22 protein-coding genes are annotated in these 20,764 nt (G+C 49.6%); 8 read left to right on the top strand and 14 right to left on the bottom strand.

Annotated elements, in window-relative coordinates; all coding sequences use genetic code 11:
- Positions 1-249: 249 nt before the first annotated feature.
- From moaA to psbQ, 3 genes are all read right to left on the bottom strand, one after another.
- Entirely contained in the window at positions 250-1,236 is a 987-nt protein-coding gene (gene moaA / locus GS601_RS08180) for a GTP 3',8-cyclase MoaA (protein ID WP_162422767.1), read from the bottom strand.
- Between the two features lie 84 nt (positions 1,237-1,320).
- A complete protein-coding gene (locus tag GS601_RS08175; RefSeq protein WP_162422766.1) occupies positions 1,321-2,445 on the bottom strand; it encodes an NAD(P)/FAD-dependent oxidoreductase in 1,125 nt (374 codons plus the stop codon).
- A 147-nt stretch (positions 2,446-2,592) separates the two neighbouring features.
- Entirely contained in the window at positions 2,593-3,045 is a 453-nt protein-coding gene (gene psbQ, locus GS601_RS08170; protein ID WP_162422765.1) for a photosystem II protein PsbQ, read from the bottom strand.
- A 284-nt stretch (positions 3,046-3,329) separates the two neighbouring features.
- Between psbQ and GS601_RS08165 the strand changes: the two genes are divergently transcribed.
- Positions 3,330-4,508: an HhoA/HhoB/HtrA family serine endopeptidase gene (locus GS601_RS08165; protein WP_162422764.1), complete on the top strand. Its 1,179-nt coding sequence runs from the start codon at positions 3,330-3,332 to the stop codon at positions 4,506-4,508.
- 26 nt (positions 4,509-4,534) lie between these two features.
- On the opposite strand, the gene GS601_RS08160 is transcribed toward GS601_RS08165, so the two are convergent.
- The 8 genes from GS601_RS08160 to GS601_RS08130 form a co-directional block, all read right to left on the bottom strand.
- A complete protein-coding gene (locus GS601_RS08160) occupies positions 4,535-4,861 on the bottom strand; it encodes a DUF760 domain-containing protein (RefSeq protein ID WP_162422763.1) in 327 nt (108 codons plus the stop codon).
- A gap of 452 nt (positions 4,862-5,313) precedes the next feature.
- Positions 5,314-5,439, bottom strand: coding sequence for a hypothetical protein (locus GS601_RS23550; protein ID WP_274381959.1), 126 nt, complete (start codon positions 5,437-5,439; stop codon positions 5,314-5,316).
- A gap of 15 nt (positions 5,440-5,454) precedes the next feature.
- Positions 5,455-6,354, bottom strand: a complete 900-nt coding sequence (gene puuE, locus GS601_RS08155) for an allantoinase PuuE (protein ID WP_162422762.1) — start codon at positions 6,352-6,354, stop codon at positions 5,455-5,457.
- 14 nt (positions 6,355-6,368) lie between these two features.
- On the bottom strand, positions 6,369-6,800 hold the full coding sequence (locus tag GS601_RS08150) for a hypothetical protein (protein WP_162422761.1): 432 nt from the start codon (positions 6,798-6,800) through the stop codon (positions 6,369-6,371).
- A gap of 68 nt (positions 6,801-6,868) precedes the next feature.
- The gene (locus GS601_RS08145) at positions 6,869-8,143 is read right to left on the bottom strand and encodes an FGGY-family carbohydrate kinase (protein ID WP_162422760.1); all 1,275 of its coding nucleotides are present in this window, start codon (positions 8,141-8,143) and stop codon (positions 6,869-6,871) included.
- Between the two features lie 110 nt (positions 8,144-8,253).
- Positions 8,254-8,952 carry a DevA family ABC transporter ATP-binding protein gene (locus GS601_RS08140; RefSeq protein ID WP_162422759.1) on the bottom strand — a complete coding sequence of 233 codons (699 nt, stop codon included), beginning with the start codon at positions 8,950-8,952 and terminating at the stop codon, positions 8,254-8,256.
- 12 nt (positions 8,953-8,964) lie between these two features.
- Positions 8,965-10,203, bottom strand: a complete 1,239-nt coding sequence (gene devC, locus GS601_RS08135; protein WP_162422758.1) for an ABC transporter permease DevC — start codon at positions 10,201-10,203, stop codon at positions 8,965-8,967.
- A gap of 124 nt (positions 10,204-10,327) precedes the next feature.
- Positions 10,328-11,512, bottom strand: a complete 1,185-nt coding sequence (locus GS601_RS08130; protein WP_202924950.1) for an ABC exporter membrane fusion protein — start codon at positions 11,510-11,512, stop codon at positions 10,328-10,330.
- Between the two features lie 624 nt (positions 11,513-12,136).
- Between GS601_RS08130 and GS601_RS08125 the strand changes: the two genes are divergently transcribed.
- From GS601_RS08125 to GS601_RS08115, 3 genes are all read left to right on the top strand, one after another.
- On the top strand, positions 12,137-13,033 hold the full coding sequence (locus tag GS601_RS08125) for an aldo/keto reductase (RefSeq protein ID WP_162422757.1): 897 nt from the start codon (positions 12,137-12,139) through the stop codon (positions 13,031-13,033).
- 363 nt (positions 13,034-13,396) lie between these two features.
- Complete coding sequence (locus tag GS601_RS08120; RefSeq protein ID WP_162422756.1) at positions 13,397-14,221, top strand: Npun_R2479 family HD domain-containing metalloprotein; 825 nt, start codon at positions 13,397-13,399, stop codon at positions 14,219-14,221.
- Positions 14,222-14,302: 81 nt separating this feature from the next.
- Positions 14,303-14,512 (top strand): chlorophyll a/b-binding protein, encoded by a 210-nt coding sequence (locus GS601_RS08115; protein ID WP_162422755.1) that lies wholly within the window; start codon positions 14,303-14,305, stop codon positions 14,510-14,512.
- A gap of 252 nt (positions 14,513-14,764) precedes the next feature.
- On the opposite strand, the gene GS601_RS08110 is transcribed toward GS601_RS08115, so the two are convergent.
- Both GS601_RS08110 and GS601_RS08105 read right to left on the bottom strand, forming a co-directional pair.
- The gene (locus tag GS601_RS08110) at positions 14,765-15,538 is read right to left on the bottom strand and encodes an ABC transporter permease (RefSeq protein ID WP_162422754.1); all 774 of its coding nucleotides are present in this window, start codon (positions 15,536-15,538) and stop codon (positions 14,765-14,767) included.
- Positions 15,531-16,475, bottom strand: a complete 945-nt coding sequence (locus GS601_RS08105) for an ABC transporter ATP-binding protein (RefSeq protein ID WP_162422753.1) — start codon at positions 16,473-16,475, stop codon at positions 15,531-15,533. The genes GS601_RS08110 and GS601_RS08105 overlap by 8 nt, the downstream gene beginning before the upstream one ends.
- A 275-nt stretch (positions 16,476-16,750) precedes the next feature.
- On the opposite strand from GS601_RS08105, the gene GS601_RS08100 reads away from it, so the two are divergent.
- Positions 16,751-17,290 carry a phycobiliprotein lyase gene (locus tag GS601_RS08100; RefSeq protein ID WP_162422752.1) on the top strand — a complete coding sequence of 180 codons (540 nt, stop codon included), beginning with the start codon at positions 16,751-16,753 and terminating at the stop codon, positions 17,288-17,290.
- Between the two features lie 47 nt (positions 17,291-17,337).
- Here GS601_RS08100 and GS601_RS08095 read toward each other — a convergent pair whose 3' ends face one another.
- Positions 17,338-17,943 (bottom strand): GDSL-type esterase/lipase family protein, encoded by a 606-nt coding sequence (locus GS601_RS08095; protein WP_162422751.1) that lies wholly within the window; start codon positions 17,941-17,943, stop codon positions 17,338-17,340.
- Positions 17,944-18,497: 554 nt separating this feature from the next.
- On the opposite strand from GS601_RS08095, the gene GS601_RS08090 reads away from it, so the two are divergent.
- The 3 genes from GS601_RS08090 to GS601_RS08080 all read left to right on the top strand — a co-directional run bounded on the left by GS601_RS08090 (position 18,498) and on the right by GS601_RS08080 (position 20,719).
- Entirely contained in the window at positions 18,498-18,710 is a 213-nt protein-coding gene (locus GS601_RS08090) for a DUF2811 domain-containing protein (protein ID WP_162422822.1), read from the top strand.
- A 39-nt stretch (positions 18,711-18,749) separates the two neighbouring features.
- Entirely contained in the window at positions 18,750-19,544 is a 795-nt protein-coding gene (locus tag GS601_RS08085) for a RecB family exonuclease (protein WP_162422750.1), read from the top strand.
- A gap of 383 nt (positions 19,545-19,927) precedes the next feature.
- Positions 19,928-20,719: a YdcF family protein gene (locus tag GS601_RS08080; protein WP_162422749.1), complete on the top strand. Its 792-nt coding sequence runs from the start codon at positions 19,928-19,930 to the stop codon at positions 20,717-20,719.
- Positions 20,720-20,764: the final 45 nt, after the last annotated feature.

The raw sequence follows: 20,764 nt of genomic DNA, 5'->3' as shown, positions 1-20,764 counted from the left end.
ATCGTACATAATATGGCTCAAAGTTTCTTCACCCTGTCAGAGGAATTGATCGGCAGTGGTAGATGACCAAAGGGAGTCAGCAGATGAAACAGGATTCAACGCCACTTATTTTGACAAATTTGCTTCGCGATCGCAATCTTTTTTAGACAGGATCTGACCCTTCAGGGTCAGGACGGTTTTTTCTGGTGAAAAATCAACTTTTGCGAGAAAATGTGCTTCTAGATACAAAATCTAGATTTAGAAAAGCAATCAGCCGCCGATCTGCGACATGGTGCGATCGTAGCTGCCCAAGGTGCCCGATGCTCGCTGTTTGTAATTGATTTCGGGTTTAAGCAGGAGCAAATCGCTGACCTGCGATCGCAGATCTGCCAGGGAAGCCTGCGATCGCAGGGCGGTGCGTAAATCAAGCTGCCCGATTTCGTTGAGCAAGCAAGGACGTAACCAGCCATCGGCGGAAAGGCGCATTCGATTACAGCGATCGCAAAAGCACTCTGACATTTGACTAATAAATCCTAGCGTTCCTTTTGCACCCGGAATTTTAAATACATCCGCAGGACCATTACCTTTTACATGGGCTTCTGTGAGTCCCCAGCGTTGTTTAATTTGTTGTCGAATTGTTTCTGAATCGATCCAGCCCTTATTGGCGAACAAATCACCATTACCGATTGGCATGAATTCAATAAATCGGATATGCCAATCGCGATCGCGACTCAGGGCAGCCAGTTCTAGCACTTCGTGATCATTCACCCCAGGGATCACCACAACGTTGAGCTTCAATGGGTTGAATCCGATGCGATGAGCAGTTTGAATGCCATCCCAGACTTGCTGCCAGCGAGATCTGCCGCGCTGCCCGATGATGGTGTTAAAGGTTTCAGGGTCGAGCGAATCGAGGCTGATGTTGATGCGCCGCAAGCCAGCATCGTAGAGAGCCTGTGCTTTGCCAGCGAGCAGAAAAGCATTCGTCGTCATCGATAAATCTTGCGTTTGGGGAAGAGATGCGATCGCTCGCACAATATCCACCACATCAGGACGAATCAGCGGTTCTCCTCCCGTCAACCGAAATCGAGTGAACCCAACCGGAATAAACACGTCTTGCACCAGCGTGAGCAGTTCATCTTGGGTCAGCAAATTTTGCTGCAAGACATACTGTAGATCGGTTCCTTCAGGCATACAGTATTGACACCGGAAGTTGCAGCGATCAATCAGACTAATTCGGAGGTAATCAACTCGATTCATGCCTCCATTGTGCCTGATCCGTTCGATTCTTGAAAAAACAAGCCAAACTGTTTGGTGACCCTCGATTCTTTAACCACTTGAGGGTTAAATCATGGTTTGATCTGGGAATCCAAAAATGGCTGTTTTTACCTTCGCAGCAGTCGCCGGAGCCAGCAATACCCCGTTGCGGTAATGTCCTGTCGCTAACAAAATCTGGGGATATCCCGGAAGTACCTCGATAATTGGCGCAGGGCGACCCTGAGGGCGAGGACGCACTCCCTGCCATGTGCGAATGGTTTCTGCCTGAGCGATCGCAGGACATAGCGCGATCGCTTGATCCATCATCGCCTCAACCATGGCACGATTGGGCGGTAGCGATATCCCCTCCTCGGTCGGAAATTCTACCGTTGCACCCACCCAATACTCTGTATCGCTCAACGGAACTAGATGAACATCATTGCCACTAACCACAGGCAGAGCGCGATCGCTCAACGGGTGTTTTAGCCTCAGATGCAATGCTTGACCTAACACGGGTCGAATCTCCACAGGAGCCGCTAAAGCTGTGGTCAACGCTGACGATCCTAACCCCGCAGAAATAATCAGGTAATCACTCGCAATATCGCCGTCTGACGTGTGAATCGTTTGCCCTGTCGCGGCAATCCCCGTGGCGTTAATAACGCGAGTGTTGAACTTGAATACGGCTCCATTTTTTTTGGCTCCAGCGATGAGGGCGCGAGTCAAATCAACTGGATTTACTTGGCGATCGCCCGGAGAATACACCGCCGCCGAGACACCCTCAAGACCGAGGTGAGGAAACGTTTGGTGCACGCGATCGCAGTTCCAAATCTCCACCCTCCACCCTTGTTTTTCTCGAATCGGAATTAGCCGCTGCCAACTCGATAGATCATCGTCAAACTGAAGCATCAAGATGCCTTGACGATTAAACGGAATCGTTAAACCTGTCAGTGCCTCTAACTCTGGAATCGTCTGCTCGTAAGATTGGATGCCAAACAACCGCATCCGCAGATTATTGCCTTTCTCTTTTTTGCTAATTGCCCCCATCAATACGCCAAGCGCCGCCCCCGTAGCGCTAGGGCAAACTCTTAAATGGGGTTCGACAGGCAAAGGCTGCTGATCTAAAACCGTTACCTCTACGGCTGATATCTTGCTCAATTCGTAGGCGATCATCGCACCAACAATGCCACATCCCGCGATCGTTACCTTGGTCATAAAAAGCAGGATACAACTCTTCTAAAGTTGCCAAATGCAGAGACGAATCAGCTTTTTTTGCAAGAGCTTTTTTGCAAGAGAAGGCTAGTAAGATGGTCAACGCTGACAAACCCCTAGGGTAAGCATAGACCTCCCTAGCCTCTCACGTTACGCCTGCGGCAACAACTGATAGAACCCATCTAGATCCTTCAGCAACTCGTTGTAATACAGGGTTGCCGACGGAAAATCTCTTGCCGCCGCTGCCCGATCGATTTCAACCAGGTCTTTCGAGACGTCTTTTGCAATCTGACGCGCTTGTTTCTGGGCATCCGGCAACAAATTGCGAGCAACGCTGCTCAGTTTAACCCGCATTTCCCCTAACGGCCCATGGATGAAATTGCGGGTAAACATATCGTCTTTATTGTCGATCAATGTTTTAAGTTCGGGGAAGCGATCGCGCATCTCCGTTACTGCATCCATTGAGGTTTGAATCTCTGCAATTTGCTCAGAGGTATAACTGATTTGCTTGACGGGCTTCGTCGATGCCGGATTGCCAAACCAAAGGAATAGAGCGACGACGATCGCCAGAACCAAAGCCAGAATAGATCGATAGTTTGCCATAACACTAGTGATTGACGAATCTGATGGACACTTTTACTGGATAGACACTTCTTCATGAACACTCTTTTGATAGCCACTTTATAGAGTGCTGCTGCACGTTGCCATCAAGCGATAGCAGTAGTTTTAGGGCAAATCAAATGATCCTCGTGTAAAGAAGTGTATCGTAAAAGGTGAACTGTAAAAGAGGCTGAAAATAGGAGTTTTTAAGCAGCTATACCCTTGTCAATAGGTCGATACGGTTGGGCTTAGATTAGGATTTAAGAACGAAATAAAAGCGGTTAGGTATGATGGTCTCTTTTAAGCAGTTAGCGCTCGGCGTCTCTCTTTTAGCAATGGGTGGTGGAGCAGGCATGATCGCCAATGCCTATCTGCGCGATCGCTTGGCTCAGCAACCGTTAACCTTCCAACTTGCGCCTTCAAGCCCAGTGTCAATATCGGCAAATACTACAACTGGCGCGACCTTTATTTCGGATGCGGTCGATCGGGTTGGCCCGGCAGTGGTGCGAATTAATGCCACACGGCGAGTAGCGAGTGCGGCTCCAGAAGCCTTTCAAAACCCGGTGTTCAAGCGATTTTTTGGCGATCAGCTTCCCGCTCCAGACGATCGGCTAGAACGGGGAACCGGCTCCGGCTTTATCTTGACCGCCGATGGACGACTCGTCACCAACGCCCATGTTGTAGAAGGAGCCGATACCGTCGAAGTGACGCTGAAAGACGGACGCTCGTTTACTGGAAAAGTTCTCGGACTCGATCCTGTCACAGATGTAGCCGCCATTAAAATTGAGTCGAGTCGCTTACCAACTGTTGTGTTAGGTAAATCAGCGACGGTGAATCCGGGGCAGTGGGCGATCGCGATCGGCAACCCCCTGGGGTTAGACAACACCGTTACAGTCGGCATCGTGAGCGCTAAAAATCGCTCTAGTAGCCAGGTGGGTGTACCCGATAAGCGAGTCAGCTTTATTCAGACCGATGCAGCCATCAACCCAGGCAATTCGGGCGGCCCTTTGCTCAACGATCGCGGCGAGGTTATCGGCATGAATACGGCAATCCGGGCAGATGCTCAGGGGTTGGGTTTTGCCATCCCGATCGAGACGGCGCAGCGATCGTTCGAGCAACTTTTCAGCCAAGGGCGCGTCGATCACCCGTTTCTAGGCATTCAAATGGTAGACCTGACGCCGAGCCTCCGCAAAGAGCTAGCTCAAGACTTGGAATCTAACGTAACAGTGACTCAAGATCGCGGTGTTCTGGTGGCAAGAGTAGCTGAAAACTCTCCGGCAGCCCAAGGCGGCTTACGCCAAGGGGACATTATTCAAAAAATTGATGGGACGCCTGTTCAGACTGCATCTGATGTTCAGGCTCGTGTAGAAGCTAGCAATATTGGAACTGCGCTGGAGATTGAAATCAAACGAGATACTCAAATTCAAACCGTTCGAGTTCGTCCGGGAGCCTATCCCGCTCAATAATCGGTACCGGGTTTGAACGCAGATTATTAAAACGGGTCGTCGCTGACAGAGCCATCTAGCTCCATGCGTTGCTCCATTTGGCGCAAAAAGTAGCCCGTGAGCATGGCAGAAGCAAGCAACCCTGCAAGATTGTCCCGATCGGTCGTGACTTTAACGTTAAACCCCTCGGCAGGTAAAACCCCCACTAACCCTTGAACGTTGTGAGAGATAACTTGCTTAACTTGAGGGCTAACCGAGCGAGCTACCCGCTCTAACACTTCTGGGGGCTGATGCTGAAGATAGCGCAACAGTGCATTTGCATCTGCCGAATCGATGTTATGGAGAAAATTAGCGCTGTCAGAATTAAATACCATTGGGTTGCTTAGAAACATATTCGATCATTTTGGCACTTCTTCTACAATTCGCCCACTGTGTTTAAGGAATCAGGTTCAAACGTAAATTTAGAAAAAAGCAAGGGCGAAACGTCAGAAATAGGAATCGCTGAGGACGCAAAGTAAGCTGAGAAAAATCTTCTTTTAAGGTTCCCAAATTTGGGCAAATTCTGCAATCAAACTATTTCTTCAGATAGCCCTAATGTCCTTTGTGCAAACATTTCTGGTAGCGCTGAAATTCTCTATGCGATGGCAATCTTTAGCCAAACTGTGATGCTGTTGGTCGCGATCGCTAAGATAACGAAGATTGCAATCACGATGAATTTGTAAATGAAACTACAGCGCTCTAGATTAAAATTTGCTAATGGAAGTTAAACCATTTAGCTATCATGACCAATAGCGATAATGTATGAATTTTGTCAACCCATAGGGTGTCAATGGGAATAAATCAAGGGATTGGCACACGGTTGGGTCGAAGCTCGCCAAATCGTATCCTTCGATCGCAGTTTTAAGGTTGACGCACCTACCAAATCTTTCCCCATCTCAACCGAAAAGGTCATTGCGCTTGACACCTATCAACCCGCAAAGGTTTTGTGCCAATGGTGGGCAATATCAATTCTGCGACATAGCCACACCTGATCGTGCTGCTGCACATAGTCTAAAAACCGCCCCAAGGCTGCCGCTCGTCCTGGTCTTCCGGCAAGTCGGCAATGCAGCCCTACGCTCATCATTTTGGGAGCCGTTTCACCCTCGGCATACAGCACATCAAACGCATCTCGCAGATACGCAAAAAACTGATCACCCGAATTGAAACCTTGACTAGTGGCAAACCGCATGTCGTTGTTGTCTAACGTGTAGGGAATCACCAAATGCGGCTTGCCATGGCTGTAATTCCAGTAAGGCAGGTCGTCGGCATAGCTATCTGAATCGTAGAGAAACCCGCCTTCTTCAACGACGAGCCTACGAGTATGGGCGCTATCGCGTCCGGTATACCAGCCCAACGGACGGTGACCCGTAACGCGAGTGTGAATTTCGATCGCCCTGAGCAAATGGTCTCGTTCTGCCTCTGGCGAAAAATATTTGTAGTCAATCCAGCGATAGCCGTGGCTGGCAATTTCCCAATCCGATTCCAGCATGGCAGCAACCGCTTCGGGGTTCCGTTCTAGCGCCATGGCGATCCCATAAACCGTTACCGGAATGCCGCGATCGCTCAACATGCGGTGCAGTCGCCAAAATCCGGCGCGGCTACCATATTCGTAGCACGATTCGATGCTCATGTGGCGCAAGCCTGGAAAAGGTTGTGCCCCCACGATTTCCGACAGAAACGCTTCGGACGCCTGATCGCCGTGAAGAATACAATTTTCGCCGCCTTCTTCATAATTCACAACAAACTGCACTGCAATCCGAGCGTTATTTTCCCATTGGGGATCAAACGCATGCCGTCCGTACCCGATTAGATCTCTGGGATAGGTCATTGCAGCACCATAACCTATGGCTGAGAATAATTAACTGGAATCACTTGTTGATTTAAAAAGACCACTAAATCTTTAATGGTAGAGAGCGCGTAAGGATCGAAGCAACCGTGAATGTCTACACTAAAGCGATCGCAGAAATCATCGCATAGGGTGCATTCCCAATCAAACCAGCAGACCATCGATAAATGAAGATCGGTGGAAAGCCGATCACTCGGCAAAACGCGAGAAAATTGTAATCCAGAATACTCTTCCATTTGGTCATACACAAAAGCGGCAACGTCTTTTGACACGTCTAGCCGCTTCCAAAATGAGTGATACCACTCCTCAAAACTTCGCGAGGAGCGCGATCGCAGGGTTTGATTGATACGCCGCCTCAAGCCCACATCAGGACTCATATCGGAATAGGTTCTCAAACTGAGAAAGAAATTTTTCAGCTTTCGCCACATGGCTGTCGTCGGTAGAGTGGTTTCTCCTCAGCTTCTCTCAGTATTCCCTCCGAGACGCTGATCTCTCGTTACCTTATCATCCCTTCATTGTGGGCACGATGGCTTGAAGGCAGGGTGAGTAGAGCAGTTCCAAACGCGGCTTCTGTCTGACGGGCACTGTGAACGGGAACACAACATTGATGGGCGCGAATGGCTGTCCAGGTTGGGTTTTGCGCTCCCCCTCCAGCCGTCAAAATCTGCGTTAGGGGGGTTGCACCTAGAGATTCTAGCAGGTGGTAGCCGTGCATCTCAATCCGGGCGATGCTTTGTAACAAACCGTGTAAAAACTTGACACGATCGCGAGGGCGCGGTTCTAGCTTGGGCGGTAGAGCCGGGTCGTTGATAGGAAACCGCTCTCCGGGGTTTAACAACGGATAGTACTCTAGCGGACTCTCGGTTTCAGGGGAGATTCTAGCACTGAGATCCAATAATTCTTGCGTTGAGAAAAAATGGTTTAGCACGGCTCCGCCTGTGTTGGATGCGCCCCCCACGAGCCAGAAATCTCCTAATCGGTGGCTGTAAATTCCGTAGTGGGGATGGTCAATGCGGACGCGACTCAGCAGTTTGAGAACCAGCGTCGAGCCAAGGGAAGTCACCGCATCTCCGGGCGTGGTGGCTTGACTAGCCAGAAAAGCGGCAATGCTATCAGTGGTTCCAGCGTGGATGACGCAATCGTGAGGGATATGAAATTGATCGGCAAGGTGGGGAAGGATAGGTGCGATCGCAGTTCCAGGGTTGACCACGGTGGGCAGCAGGGGCAGATCCAACCAATCGGGATAGCGTAACGATCCGATGTCATATCCCAATTTCAAGCTATTGTGGTAATCGCTGATGCCAAACTGCCCGTGGAGCAGGGCGGCTAACCAGTCTGCTTGGTGCAGAAAATAGTGAGCATCGCCGAACTGGTGAAGATGCTGACGCCACCACAGAAATTTTGCCAGACTAGACGTAGCACTCAGCACCGTGTGACCGGGCGGCGCGATTTCAGCCACGTGAGCTAAAACCTGTTTGCCGCGATCGTCGTTGTAGAGCAGCGGCTCGGTGATGGGCTGCCCGCCGCGATCGCACAAGAGAACGGTAGATGATGTGCCGTTAATCGCCATGCCTCGGAGGTGCGATCGCACGGGTGCGGGCAGCCGCGCCATTAGCTCGAACAGGGTGGTTTTCCAGCATTCTGCAAGATTGCCAGCAGGGGCAATGCCATCAAACGAGAGGCTCACCTGTGCTTGGATCGCTTGATTAGGATCTAATGCGATCGCCCGTGCGCCAGAGGTTCCAAAATCGACACCGAGATAGCAATCCATCAGACAACGTTGAGACGGTTGAGAGAGGGGCGTTAATCTAAATCAACCAATTTTAATTTTTCAGCTAATTTTACAGTAGTTGATGGAGGAATGGTTGGGGCAAGCGAGGATTAGAGGGCTGCCACATCTAGCGAAGACAAATAGCCGTCTTCCATGTGCAAAATGCGATCGGCAACATCTAAGATCCGGTTGTCATGGGTGACGAGCACGATCGCGGAGCCTTGCTGTTTGGCGAGGCGCTGCATGATTTCAACCACATCCCGACCCGATTTTTTGTCAAGAGCGGCGGTGGGTTCATCGGCTAACACGAGCTTCGGTTTAGACACCAGGGCACGGGCGATCGCAACCCTCTGTTTTTGCCCGCCCGACAGTTCGTTGGGATATTGGTTCACCCATTCCGCCAGCCCAACTGACGCCAGCATCTCTTCTGCCATGGCACGAGATTGCTGTTTAGAAACGTCGGAGTGCAATTCGAGCGACATTTGCACGTTTTGCCACGCCCGCAGCGAATTGAGTAAGTTGTGAGCCTGAAAAATGTAGCCAATGTTGCGGCGCAGTTCAACCAGTTTGCTCTCTGATGCGCCTCGAAGCTCTTGGGCGAGCACCTTTAGGCTACCGTCTTGCGTAGCGCGCAGCGCGCCGATCAACGTGAGCAATGTTGTTTTACCCGACCCTGATGGACCCGTCATGATCACCACTTCGCCGGGTTGAATCGTGGTGCTGATGTCAAATAAAATCTGCTTGCGTAAACGCCCAGAGCCAAACGAGTGATTGACGTTTTGAATCTCAACAATTGGAATGGGTGACATAAGCATAGCAACCTAGAAAATATCTGCGGGATCGGCTTGTTGAACTTTGCGGACTGCGATCGCACCCGAAATACTACACATCAACACCGTTAAACACAAAACGACAATGCTACGAGCTAGGGTCATGTCAATCGGCAATGCTGTAGCATTGCGAGTGAGGCTGTAAAGCCCGATACAAAGAACATAACCGGGAATAAATCCCATGATCGATAGAATGATCGCTTCTTGAAACACAACAGACAAAAGATAGCGATTGCGGTATCCCATCGCTTTCAAGGTGGCATATTCTGCTAGGTGATCTGCAACATCAGTGTACAGAATTTGATAGACAATCACCGTTCCAACTACGAACCCGATCGCGGCTCCCAAGGTAAAAATAAACCCGATCGCAGTGCTTTCTTTCCAGTAATTTTGCTCAACTGCCACAAATGCCGCTTTCGACAACACACGCACATCGCCAACAACAAAATCTTCTTTCGCTTGTTCGGGCGTTTTTTGGGGATCGACCCTGAATTCTCCGGGCAGGTTTTGTTTAAAGCGCTCTAGCGTAGCTTGCAAATCTGTACCTGGCTCAAGCTGAATCACGCCAATATCGATCAAGTTTTTCTCACGAGATGAAAAAATGCGACGAAAGTTGAGATCGCTGGTGATGAGGTTGCCGTCCGCTCCAAACGATGCGCCCATCTGGAAAATTCCACCGACTTCAACTCGGCGATTTTCAACCTCAGTAGCGATCGGCATATCGCCCGGTTGGAGGGCCTCAAATTTTGCTGGAATAGGACCAAACTCGGCACGAGAGGCGCTATCAAACAACACAACATCCGACAAACGAAGCTGAGCTTGCCGTTCCCGAAATCCGGGCAGTGAAAAAATGTTGTCTCCCGGAACCGTCCCAATCACCAAAATACTGCGAGTTTGGGGCATGGGTGGTCCTTCCCAAAACGGATTTTTCCAAATCCCAAAACCAATGTAAATCGGGCTAATCGATTTGACGCCAGAAAACCCCAGAGATTGATACAGCCGCCGTTCTGGAAAGCTTTTCATGGCAATCAGAGAAGTCGATTGGGGGCTAACCAGAAAAATATCCCCTTCAATGTTGCGATGAAAGGTAATGGCGCTATCGAACAGTGCATCTTGAAAGCCAAGCTGCAAAAACATCAAGATCACAGCGAATCCAATGCCAGCTAAGGCAACTAGCAACCGGATCTTCTCGCGTTTTAGTTGTAACCAGGCAAGGGGAATAGCAAACATGGAGAGGAAGCCATGAACAGTGTGGAAATGGCGTGGACGCCTACGGCAGCATTTTGCGATCGTATGCCTCTGGGATAGGCGTTCGGTGGAAAATTGGAGATGCGACTGGGCATTGAGGGGGCGGTTAGGGTGTAGCTCCTGCGGTATTAATTGCAACTTTGACCTGTAAATTGCTCAGCCCAGCCGTGGTGGTGCTGTCATCTAACCGGATTTTAACTTCCACAACACGAGTGTCTGTCTTCTCGACCGGATCGGTGCTGAGAACCGCATTTTTGCTCACTTGTAGCCCTACCCGTTCGACGGTTCCCCCAATCTCACCTGGAAAGGCATAACTCGTGATGATAGCGCGTTGTCCAGCTTTCACCTGACCGATGTACGTTTCATCAACCTCTGCCACAGCATACATTTGGCTGGTTTTACCTAGATCTAGAATGCCGTCGTTGCCAATCACTTCTCCTGGGTCGGCATAAATTTTTAGCACCTGGCCTTCTACCGGAGCGCGAACGATCGCATTATTTAAGTCTGCTCTCGCTTTTTGAAAGTTTGCCACTGCCACTTGAACTCTAGCTTGGGCTTGCTGCACATCCGTTGGGCGAACTTCTGAAACGCTGTTCAGCGTTTGCCTTGCTCCTTCTAGCTCCAGCTTTGCCTGCTCTACGGCTTGCCGTACTTGCTGGCGCTGTTTCTCTTTGGTTTCTAGATTCAGGGTGCGATCGCGCAACTCTGACTCCGAAATAGCACCCGATTGAAACAGTTGCCCATAGCGCTCGGCTTCCCATTGTGCCTTTCTGTATTCGGCATCGGCTCTCTGAAAATCGGCTTCTGCCTTGGGTAATTCGGCATTTGCCCGCAGCACGCTTGCCCGTTGGGCATTGATATCACCTTGCTTTGCCCCAGCTTCCACTTGGGCAAGCTGCGCTTGGGCTTCTTTGACTTGAGCTTCTGCTTGCATGGCAGATGCCAGTAAAGAATCATAGTTGTCAATCACGGCGAGTGGCTGATCAGCTTTGACTCGCGCCCCTTCTTTGATCAGCAGCCGCGTCACTCGCGAGCCTCCTACACCACCACCGAGCGTGGCAGAAGGAGAGGCAATCTTGAAAACGCCCCCTGCGGGTTCTAGCCGTCCTAGGGCGCTGATGGCATTCGGAGTGGCAGGAACAGCAGGACTAGGGGAAGATGAGGCTTCTTGGGATACAGGACGAAAGATTGTGTAAGAGAAAATGCCGAAGCCAGCAAGAGCTAAAGAAATTGCCGATCCAATCAAGATCAGCCGAACGCTAGTAGGTTTGATAAACGGTTTGGCACTCATGGGCAACGTGGTAGGGGAGAGAACCGAGGCGTAACTGAAGTATTGAGTAGATAGGAATGAGTTGCGTTTCTAGCGATGCTTCAAAGTGGGGCAGACAGAGTGGGGCAGAACCGATATGCACTTTCCCCTGATTCTATCTAATACGTTAAGTTATTATGAGTTTTTTATTGCTGAATGTGAAGTATTTTGCCAGGCTTACCGCAGCATAGACTTCTTGCAAACGTGGAGTGGCAACGGATGGGAACCGATAATGCAAAATATTTAGGCTGCCCTGATGCCGGGTTCTCTTCCTACGGGTGAGGGCAGTTTAGGCGCTCTGTTTAATGATGAGAGTTTTCTGATTTAATCTCAGCTATTGCTTGACCAATTGCGAAGATATCAATCCATCCAAGGTGCTAATTCTACTACAGGATCAAGAAACCCTGCAAAGTGGATAAAATCTTCTCTCTGCTTGCATTAGCCTTACAGATGGCAGATTTTGCCCTTCTAAAAAGCGCGGTAACCAAGCAGTAATTCTAACTTTAGCGTGGATGCAAGTCGAGACGAGGGGATGGTTTCTTTGCCCTACACGTTGTGCTCATCGCAATTCTCTTTTACTGAAACCCTGACCAGAGAGGCTATGTTATGCAAACCCAAGAACAAACAACTCAAACACCAAACCTACGAGAACTTGGCAGAACCGGAACGATGGTTTTTGCGATCGGGCTGGGTGAGATGCCGATGTCGATTGATGGAAGACCTCCCGAAGACCAAGCGATCGCAACGATTCACAAAGCACTAGATTTAGGGGTTACGCTGATCGATACGGCTGATTCATACTGCATGGATGAATCCGACAAACATCACGGCGAACGTTTGGTGCACAAAGCGCTTCAGCAATATTCAGGAGACATCAGCCGCATCGTGGTTGCCACAAAAGGCGGGTTGATGCGCCCGAATGGAAGCTGGACGCGCAACGGCAGCCCTGATCATTTGCGTCAAACGATTCGAGAAAGCTTTGACGCACTGGGCGGCAAAAAGCCGATCGATCTGTGGCAATATCATTCGCCCGACCCAAACTATACGATCGCAGAGTCTCTCCAGCCGGTGACAGAAGCAGTGACAGAAGGACTGATTCGCTTTGTTGGCGTGTCTAATTTCTCGGTCGATCAGATCAAGCAAGCGCGATCGGTGGTCAATGTTGTGTCGGTGCAAAATCAGTACAATCCGTGGCATCGTGATCCGGAGGTGGATGGCGTGCTGAACTATTGCGAAAGTGAAGGGCTGAGTTTTTTGCCGTGGAGTCCGTTGGGCGGAAGTAGACGGGTGCAGCAGTTGAGTGGTATAGACGCGATCGCGGATCTTGCCCGTGAGAAAAGCGTTTCGGTGTATAGCCTCGTGCTTGCCTGGATGCTCTCAAGATCTTCTTGCATCATTCCAATTCCTGGAGCAAGTAAACCTGAAAGTATTGAGGACTCGGTGACGGCTGCAAACGTCAGGTTTACCGAAGCAGAGATGGGAATGCTAGATAGCATGACCTAGTGGTCTGTCAAAATTGAAATGAGGGGCTGGGAATCGATGAGTGGATGAGTGGATGGGTCATCTCCCTCCACCCTCTCACCCCTCCACCCTCTCACCCCTCCACCCCTCCACTCAACGTTGACAATCTACTCGGCTTGCTGCTGGGGTTTGGCAAAGCGCTGTGAGTGGGGGGTTCTATGTAGAGATTGCTAATCGCTAGGAGGCACTACCAGACGTTGGGGTTCGTAGTTGAAGAGACATTGAAGACTAGCGGAAGCTTTGGGCAAACTAAGCTGACTCCAACGGGTTAGAGCCTGGAGACCTGCTCAACCTTTGAGATCTGCCCAACCATGTCTGACCCCCATTCAACTACGAATTACCCCTATGTTTAGTGCGATCGAACTTCTGATTGATGCCTTTGTGGAGCAACTTCAAGCAGGCTATCAACGAACCTACGGCAACTATAAATCGGATTATGGCGATATTTTGGCTTGGGCAGGCACAATGGCACTGGAGAATATTGCCAACAGCGACGCTCTCTACCACGATGTTGAGCACACGATTTTAGTGACCTTGGTTGGGCAAGAAATCTTGCGGGGTAGGCATATTCGAGATGGCGGCGTGTCGTGTGAAGACTGGCTGCACTTTATCATTTCATTGACGTGCCATGATATTGGCTATGTCAAGGGCGTTTGTCGCAGCGATCGCGATGGGTTTTATGCCACCGGCACCCATGGTCAGCGCATCGCCCTGCCGCTTGGGGCAAGCGATGCCAGCCTAACGCCCTATCATGTTGATCGCGGCAAACTGTTTATTGACGATCGCTTTAGTGGTCATTCGTTGATTGATGCCCAGACTATCAAGCGCAACATAGAACTGACGCGGTTTCCAGTTCCCAATGCGGCAGATCACAAAGACACAGTATATTATCCGGGTCTTGTGCGAGCGGCAGATCTGATCGGTCAACTGAGCGATCCACGCTACCTTAAAAAAATTACAGCGCTATATTACGAATTTGAGGAAACGGGCGTCAATCAAGCCTTGGGCTACGAGAACCCGTCTGACCTCCGCAAAAACTATCCAAAATTTTTCTGGAATGGCGTTCATCCATACATTCAGGATGCTTTGCGATATTTGAATTTGACGCAGCAAGGGCAGCAGATCGTGGCAAATCTCTATGCAAACGTGTTCGTTGTAGAGCACGAATAAAACAAAACTTAATTAAACTCTTTACAAAACGCAATATTTGCCTTAATATTTATTAAGAAGTTAAGAAAGGGCTGAAAAACCATGAGAAGCGGCGGCATTATTGATGATCAAGGCAAGCTGAACAACTTTGCGATCGAGCCTCAGATGTATGTTAGTGAGCAACCTCAGTTTGGTTTCACGAAAGAAGCTGAGTTACTCAACGGTCGTCTTGCCATGATCGGATTTGTCTCCCTCCTTGCTCTTGAGGCACTAACCGGGCAAGGCGTGCTTGGTTTTTTGATGAGCCTGTAAAATTCGGCAGATCTGTAGAGCTTGATGACCTTACAGATTGACCGTGCAGCCCACGACCAAAGCTGCAACTCAAAATTTTCTAGACAAGGAACTCAAACCAGAGTAAAAGCGCTTGGGACAGGTGGATCTCAACTGCTTTTGCTCTATTTTTATTGAGGTCTATGGTTGAGCGATCGCGAAGGTCTAGCGATCGCGCCTTGATGAGCGATTCTTAGTCACAGCATTCCTAACCAAATTGAGCAACACCAAGTTTTAGTATCCAGCAAGTTTGCCTCTGCGCTTTGCGGCGCGCTCTGCCCAGCGAAACAAGCTAACCCCAAGGGCAAAGTAGACCAAGCCGTTGAGTAGGGCTAACCCTAGCAAGGGTAAGGCGAGGGGCTGCGATCGCGCCATCAAGTCGCGCAGTAGACCCGCTCCGGTAGTCATAGGCAAAATCCAGCCCAAAACTTGTTGGGTTCCGCTCCATGTTTCAGTTGGAATAGTCAATAAAAACAGCAATGCAAAGTTGAATATTCCTAACAATTGCTGAATGCTCTTGAAGATTAGGGCTAATCCTCCGGCTGCGAATGCGATGCCATAGGCTCCGAGCACAACGGTGATGAATGGCAAAATTAACGCTGGCGAGAAAGATAACCAACGCCCAGTTGTCACCATGATGATTATAAGAACGATTGAAATCAAAAACGTTTGAATGATGAGATCCCCAATCGCTCTAAACAATAAAATTTGGGTTGCATTAAACGGGGATATGAATAGCTGCTCCAAGGTTCCGACTTGGGCTTCGCGCTGCAACGTGCCCGGAATGCCGCCCATGATGAAAATGACCAGTGACCAGAGAACATAACCGACGATGACAGAATCTAAGCGATCGCCAAATCTAACGCTGCCGCCGCCAATGTAACTGGCACTGAGAAACAAGCCATAGAACGTTGCAGTGAGGGCAATAACGCCCCCGATCGCTTCGCTAGCATAGCGGCGGTATTGGATCGAACTCCACTTGAGTTGAGCGATCAGTAGCTCAAGCATAATAGTCCTCGCGAATAAATTTTAAGAAAATATCGGTTAGGTTAGCTTGGTCTTTTTCAATGCGAGCGATCGCAAGGGGTTTCAAAATATCCAACGCTTGATACAACAGTTCAGTTTCACGAACGTAAATGCAGTTCTTTTCGATCAATGCACCGAGAGACTTGAGTTTCTGAAAGCGATCGCGCCCAAGCGTCTCCAAAAAATCGCGGCTTAAACCGTCTTCCAATTCAATCTCATAAACAGTTCCGGAAAATTGCCGAATCAAATCTACCGTGTTTTCTTGAGCAACAATCTTCCCTTTGTTGATGATTGCCACTCGATCAGATAGCTCTTCTGCAATGTCTAACTGGTGGGTTGTTAACAAAATGGCGCGTCCTTCGTGGGCAATTTCCCTAACCAACTGTTTAACTGTTTGCGTTGCTTCTACATCAAGCCCCAACGTGGGTTCGTCGAGCAGCAATAGCTGAGGTTCGTGGATCAGGGCAACCGCGATCGCAAGCTTCTGCTGCATTCCTCGCGACAACGTTTGCACGGTGGTTTTGCGTTTGTGAGACAGATCAAAGCGATCCAGCAAGACTTTTGCCCGTTGCCGTGCCACCCGACCGCTCAACCCTCGTAAAACGCCGAAATATTCTAGATTTTCTTCAGGGGTGAGCCGCCAATAAATATTACGGTTTCCTTCGAGAACGGCTCCTAGCGATCGCAATGCATTTGGCTGCCGATGGGGATTGCGTCCTGCGATCGCAACCGAGCCACGATCCGGCACGATCAACCCGGCGATCATCTTAATGGTGGTTGTTTTTCCTGCGCCATTCGGTCCCAAAAATGCCAGAACTTCTTGGGCTGAAATGTTGAACGAGACATCTCGCACCGCTTCGACAACTTTACCGGACAGGCGGTAGCTTTTTTGAAGAGACTGAACTTCTAAAACGTGCATCAAAAGTGAGTTCGGTGGTGAGATTGATAGTGGTGAGATTGATAGAAATGAGTTTGCTGCGAAAGACTGCTTCTCCATCATGACAGGCAGAAGTTTCTGCCTTTGGTTGGGTGATGGCTTTAAAGTCTAGAATTATGTTAAAAAATATTACAACATATTGCCTAACGATACAGGGGCTTGTGCGTTTCGCATAATCACCCTGTTTAGATTCCTCAGTTAGATCGATCTGTTGAAACCGACAACTCTCTCTAAATACTCTCTCAGGAGCAGATTGCGTGACTCTATCTCTAGACCTTTTCTCTAAAGCAGATGATGTTTTAATTGCTGAATTTTTCCGTCGCTCGGCTGGGCAATGGCACTCAGAGCGGCGCTATTACACCTTGCCCGATGGCGAAGTCAAAGAAATGAACAGCCTGATCACGGCTCGTTTTTTAGAGCCAGGTTGCCCTGAATTGGCGCGATTAGCCCAGGTGCACGGGTTAGATGACCTCGGCGCGATGACCTGCGGCGCGGCAGTATCGTGGGACAGCGAGAACTCGGTGTCGGGGCGCAAAGAGTCGAAAGGCTCGACGTTGTTTGGTGTGATTGGGTCGGTGCTATATCGCGATCGCGGCTTTGCAACTCCCAAACCTGTGATAGCAGATTTTTATTGCAATAATCCTGAAACGCTGTGTCTGCGGACAGAATATCAGGGTTCAGTGTTTGAAGAAGAACTGAAGCTAATCGGAGAGAAATATCGCACCCGTCAGACGGTGATTTCGCGATTGGGTGAACAGCAGATGATCGGTCAGTATTTGGAAAAACGGATCGGCTAATCCCCTCGGTTAATTTAGCTCAAGTTGCCCATTCAAAGCGTCTACGGTTAATCTGTGGGCGCTTTTTGGCAAACCCACGCCTGCCATGCCGCCCAGTTTTCCACAAGCTCTGCGAATGCGGCATATCCTGCTGCCCCCGGATGCGCCCCATCTCCCGCCGCCACTTCTTGCATCCACACCTCAGATCGTTTCAGCGTAGATACCGTGTCTAGATAGGGCACAGACAAGCTGTGACACACGATCGCCATCTTGTGGGACAAGGTTTCAATGCGGGCAGTGTGTTCAGGATCTGCGATCGCAGGTGCGCCAATCATCAGCACGGGAAACCCCGCTTTCGCCTCGGTTAAAATCGCTCGGAGATGATCCAACGAATCGACCGTTGCTAAGCGTTGCCGACCGTTTTCCACAGTGGTGTCATTTGCGCCAAACGAGAAGACCAATCGCCCCTCTACCTCTGCCGGAAGCCGTAATGCCACCTCTTGCCGCCACCGTTGCCGCAGTTGGCGGCTTGTTTCTCTGCGAATGCCCAGGTTATAAGACGTTAGATCCGGTCTGGTTTGTCTCGCTGAGCCGCACAGCCTACCCACCCAACCTAAATACTCTGGATCGCCTGTACCATTAACAAACGAGTCTCCAAGAAAGCAAACGCGCATAGTTTTCCCTAAGAAATTCTTAAATCAACATTGGACTCTAATGGGACTCTCAAAATTTACAAAACTTTACAATTGAGTTTCTTTTCCCCATACATTCCACAGGCATTCCACAAGACTCGGATTTCTTTTCCACACGTTTTCCACATCCTTCAAAAAGTTTTCCACAACTTAAGCGGATCAGATCGGCATTCCTTCGTGATCTGTGGATAAGTCTGGATATAGCCGGTTGTTCTGTGGAAAATCCCCTTTTTGATAAAGCAATGTAACGAAAAAATGGCTGAAACCCCTATTTTTTCGTTGGCTCAATTTCGTCTCTCGTAAGATTGTTACTTTTCATCATGTTGATCTTCTAGAAGCGATCGCGCATTATGTAGCGACTAACCGAAAGCGCTCAGACAAGCCAACCCCAAGATTTCCCCAAGCGGGACAGGGCAAGGTGAATCTGACTGGCGCAAGTTTCTCATGTTTATTTTCTAGTCACTAGAGTTAGGAAATCAATCTCAGAAACTAGGTTGTTGACTTTCATTCACACCATTCCCGATTTGAGGTTAGCCATGGAAACCAACGTCAGCATTCTGGTCGAAATTCCTGAAGCCCTGCATCAATCTTTTCTCAAATTTTTAGATGGTTGCCCAGAGTGGGATCAAGACCGCGTGATGTCGGCAGCACTCTCGCTATTTTTGTTGCAAAACCGCATGACGAACGATCGTCAGACCGCCCGCATCTACTTAGACTCCCTGTTTAAGCACCCTGTCGAACAACTTTAGTTCTTTCTGATCTAGTTCTTTCTCGCGGATGGTTGAGCGATGTCGTACCCAATTTCTGCCACAAAATTGCAAGCTTACAATCGGTGCCCCTACGCCTATTATTTGCGCTACGAGCGGAGATTTAATTCCAATGAGTTTTTTGGGTCTGCTGCGTTGGGGACATCGTTGCACCAAGCGTTAGCGACCTTGCATCGAGATTGGCATTACCACGAACCTATCCCCAAACGAAAGTGGATTTACCACTGCTGGGATGAAGCAAGCACCGGGTTAACGCCGACCCAAGTTGAAGAAGGTCGCACCATTTTAGAAGGTTATTATGACAAGTTCATTCTGTCAGAACCTTCGCTGAGCAAGCCTTTGGCGGTAGAGGGAAAGATTCAGGCGATGCTGCACATCGAGAATTTGGAGTTCTTGATTAGTGGACGTTACGATCGCATCGATTTTATCGACAATGGGCTAGAACTGATTGACTACAAATCGAGTCGCGATTTCAAGATTCCAGCGAGCGATGAGATGGATTTGCAAATCGGGCTGTATTTTTTGGCGCTAGAGCAAACCTATCACCAAAGTTTGCGGTATTTGAGTTTGTTGTTTCTTAGAACAGGTGAGAAAGTGCGCTATCGAGCGACCCAACGCCACAAAAAGCAGGTGCGATCGGTGATTTCTGATCTGGCGGTGCGGCTGAGACAAGATAAAACCTGGGAACCCACCCCCGGCAAGCAGTGCGATCGCTGTTCTTATGCTCGCTATTGTCCGGCTGTGACGCCAGAGCCATTGCCTCTACCGACCACGCTCAGCGCTTCTTCAGAATTGCAATTGGCGCTCAGTCTCTAACGGCGGTTAACCGGTCGAATGGGTTCTCAATCCCATTAACCCCCCAGCATTCGTTCCCCAGCGTTGATTCATGAGGGGCAGATTTGATGGGCAAACCGTCTTTTATCTAACCACCGTCTTCTAGTTAACCTTTGAGTGTGTACCATGAACCGGCTGATTGAACTTTCTAAACGGCAAGAATTGGCATCCTTTGCAATCTCTATTTATAGAGACGATCTCGCTTATTGTGGGTATGGGGTTCACTGTTTTCGTCAACCTTTTGCGTCTCTTCCTACGCAAGTTCATACTGCCCGATTGCGCCAATTTGCAGAGGATCTTTTTCTTAGCGAAGTTTCGATCCTCAAACTTAACGGCTAGACAAAAATTTTGTAAATAGCGCTGCTATGTTTCTATTTTTCTCAAAGCTGCTGCCGATTTTCCTCTATCCCCTCGGATTGAGTTGCGTGCTGCTCATCGTGGCGATGATCTTGATTTTAAGGAAGCGATCGCGCCTTGCCCTGCTGCCAATGATCACCGCGCTAGCCATCCTGTCCGTCAGCGGAAGTGCGCGATTTAGTGATGCCTTTGTGAGATCTCTAGAATTTCAAATCTTGCCCCAAGGAGACGTGCCCAAGGCAGAAGCGATCGTTGTTTTAGGCGGCGCAACCGAATCTGCCCTTTCGCCGCGACCCTGGGTTGAGGTGCGAGAAGAAGGCGATCGCGTGCTCTATGCCGCCAAACTTTACCGCGATGGCAAAGCGCCAAAAGTGATTTTGAGCGGGGGGCGAGTCGATTGGCGACCAGGAAGCACAGCAGAATCAGAGGATATGGCGGTGTTGATGGAAACGATGGGCGTCCCTCGATCGGCGATGCTACAAGATGCCGCCTCCCTCAACACCCGCGAAAATGGCGTCAATGTTAAGCAAATTATGGAGGCTCAAGGCATTCGCCAAATTTTGCTCGTCACGTCTGCGATGCACATGCCGCGATCGCTGCTAATCTTCAGAAAATTGGGCATTGACCCGATTCCCGCCCCAACCGATTACACAGCGCTAACGCTCGATCAGGCAAGTAAAACCAGCACGGAAGCCGCTATCTTAGATACCCTGCCCGATGCCGATCAGCTTCGCCGCACGACCCGCGCCTTGAAAGAATACATTGGCATCTTTGTTTACCAACTGCGAGATTGGGCATAGCAACCGCAGCAACGACTGATGGTTCTCCGCCTGCTCAACATGGTT

The sequence above is a fragment of the Myxacorys almedinensis A genome (assembly GCF_010091945.1).
Taxonomy (GTDB): Bacteria; Cyanobacteriota; Cyanobacteriia; order Leptolyngbyales; family Leptolyngbyaceae; genus Myxacorys; species Myxacorys almedinensis.
Note: the sequence above shows the minus strand (reverse complement) of the source record. Positions and strands in the feature narration are given on the sequence as shown.

What these genes read in the sequence shown, in the direction of transcription:
- moaA (WP_162422767.1), bottom strand. Translation starts at nt 1,236, where the DNA reads ATGAATCGAGTTGATTACCTCCGAATTAGTCTGATTGATCGCTGCAAC.
- GS601_RS08175 (WP_162422766.1), bottom strand. Translation starts at nt 2,445, where the DNA reads ATGACCAAGGTAACGATCGCGGGATGTGGCATTGTTGGTGCGATGATC.
- psbQ (WP_162422765.1), bottom strand. Translation starts at nt 3,045, where the DNA reads ATGGCAAACTATCGATCTATTCTGGCTTTGGTTCTGGCGATCGTCGTC.
- GS601_RS08165 (WP_162422764.1), top strand. Translation starts at nt 3,330, where the DNA reads ATGATGGTCTCTTTTAAGCAGTTAGCGCTCGGCGTCTCTCTTTTAGCA.
- GS601_RS08160 (WP_162422763.1), bottom strand. Translation starts at nt 4,861, where the DNA reads ATGGTATTTAATTCTGACAGCGCTAATTTTCTCCATAACATCGATTCG.
- GS601_RS23550 (WP_274381959.1), bottom strand. Translation starts at nt 5,439, where the DNA reads ATGACCTTTTCGGTTGAGATGGGGAAAGATTTGGTAGGTGCGTCAACC.
- puuE (WP_162422762.1), bottom strand. Translation starts at nt 6,354, where the DNA reads ATGACCTATCCCAGAGATCTAATCGGGTACGGACGGCATGCGTTTGAT.
- GS601_RS08150 (WP_162422761.1), bottom strand. Translation starts at nt 6,800, where the DNA reads ATGTGGCGAAAGCTGAAAAATTTCTTTCTCAGTTTGAGAACCTATTCC.
- GS601_RS08145 (WP_162422760.1), bottom strand. Translation starts at nt 8,143, where the DNA reads ATGGATTGCTATCTCGGTGTCGATTTTGGAACCTCTGGCGCACGGGCG.
- GS601_RS08140 (WP_162422759.1), bottom strand. Translation starts at nt 8,952, where the DNA reads ATGTCACCCATTCCAATTGTTGAGATTCAAAACGTCAATCACTCGTTT.
- devC (WP_162422758.1), bottom strand. Translation starts at nt 10,203, where the DNA reads ATGTTTGCTATTCCCCTTGCCTGGTTACAACTAAAACGCGAGAAGATC.
- GS601_RS08130 (WP_202924950.1), bottom strand. Translation starts at nt 11,512, where the DNA reads ATGAGTGCCAAACCGTTTATCAAACCTACTAGCGTTCGGCTGATCTTG.
- GS601_RS08125 (WP_162422757.1), top strand. Translation starts at nt 12,137, where the DNA reads ATGCAAACCCAAGAACAAACAACTCAAACACCAAACCTACGAGAACTT.
- GS601_RS08120 (WP_162422756.1), top strand. Translation starts at nt 13,397, where the DNA reads ATGTTTAGTGCGATCGAACTTCTGATTGATGCCTTTGTGGAGCAACTT.
- GS601_RS08115 (WP_162422755.1), top strand. Translation starts at nt 14,303, where the DNA reads ATGAGAAGCGGCGGCATTATTGATGATCAAGGCAAGCTGAACAACTTT.
- GS601_RS08110 (WP_162422754.1), bottom strand. Translation starts at nt 15,538, where the DNA reads ATGCTTGAGCTACTGATCGCTCAACTCAAGTGGAGTTCGATCCAATAC.
- GS601_RS08105 (WP_162422753.1), bottom strand. Translation starts at nt 16,475, where the DNA reads ATGCACGTTTTAGAAGTTCAGTCTCTTCAAAAAAGCTACCGCCTGTCC.
- GS601_RS08095 (WP_162422751.1), bottom strand. Translation starts at nt 17,943, where the DNA reads ATGCGCGTTTGCTTTCTTGGAGACTCGTTTGTTAATGGTACAGGCGAT.
- GS601_RS08090 (WP_162422822.1), top strand. Translation starts at nt 18,498, where the DNA reads ATGGAAACCAACGTCAGCATTCTGGTCGAAATTCCTGAAGCCCTGCAT.
- GS601_RS08085 (WP_162422750.1), top strand. Translation starts at nt 18,750, where the DNA reads ATGTCGTACCCAATTTCTGCCACAAAATTGCAAGCTTACAATCGGTGC.
- GS601_RS08080 (WP_162422749.1), top strand. Translation starts at nt 19,928, where the DNA reads ATGTTTCTATTTTTCTCAAAGCTGCTGCCGATTTTCCTCTATCCCCTC.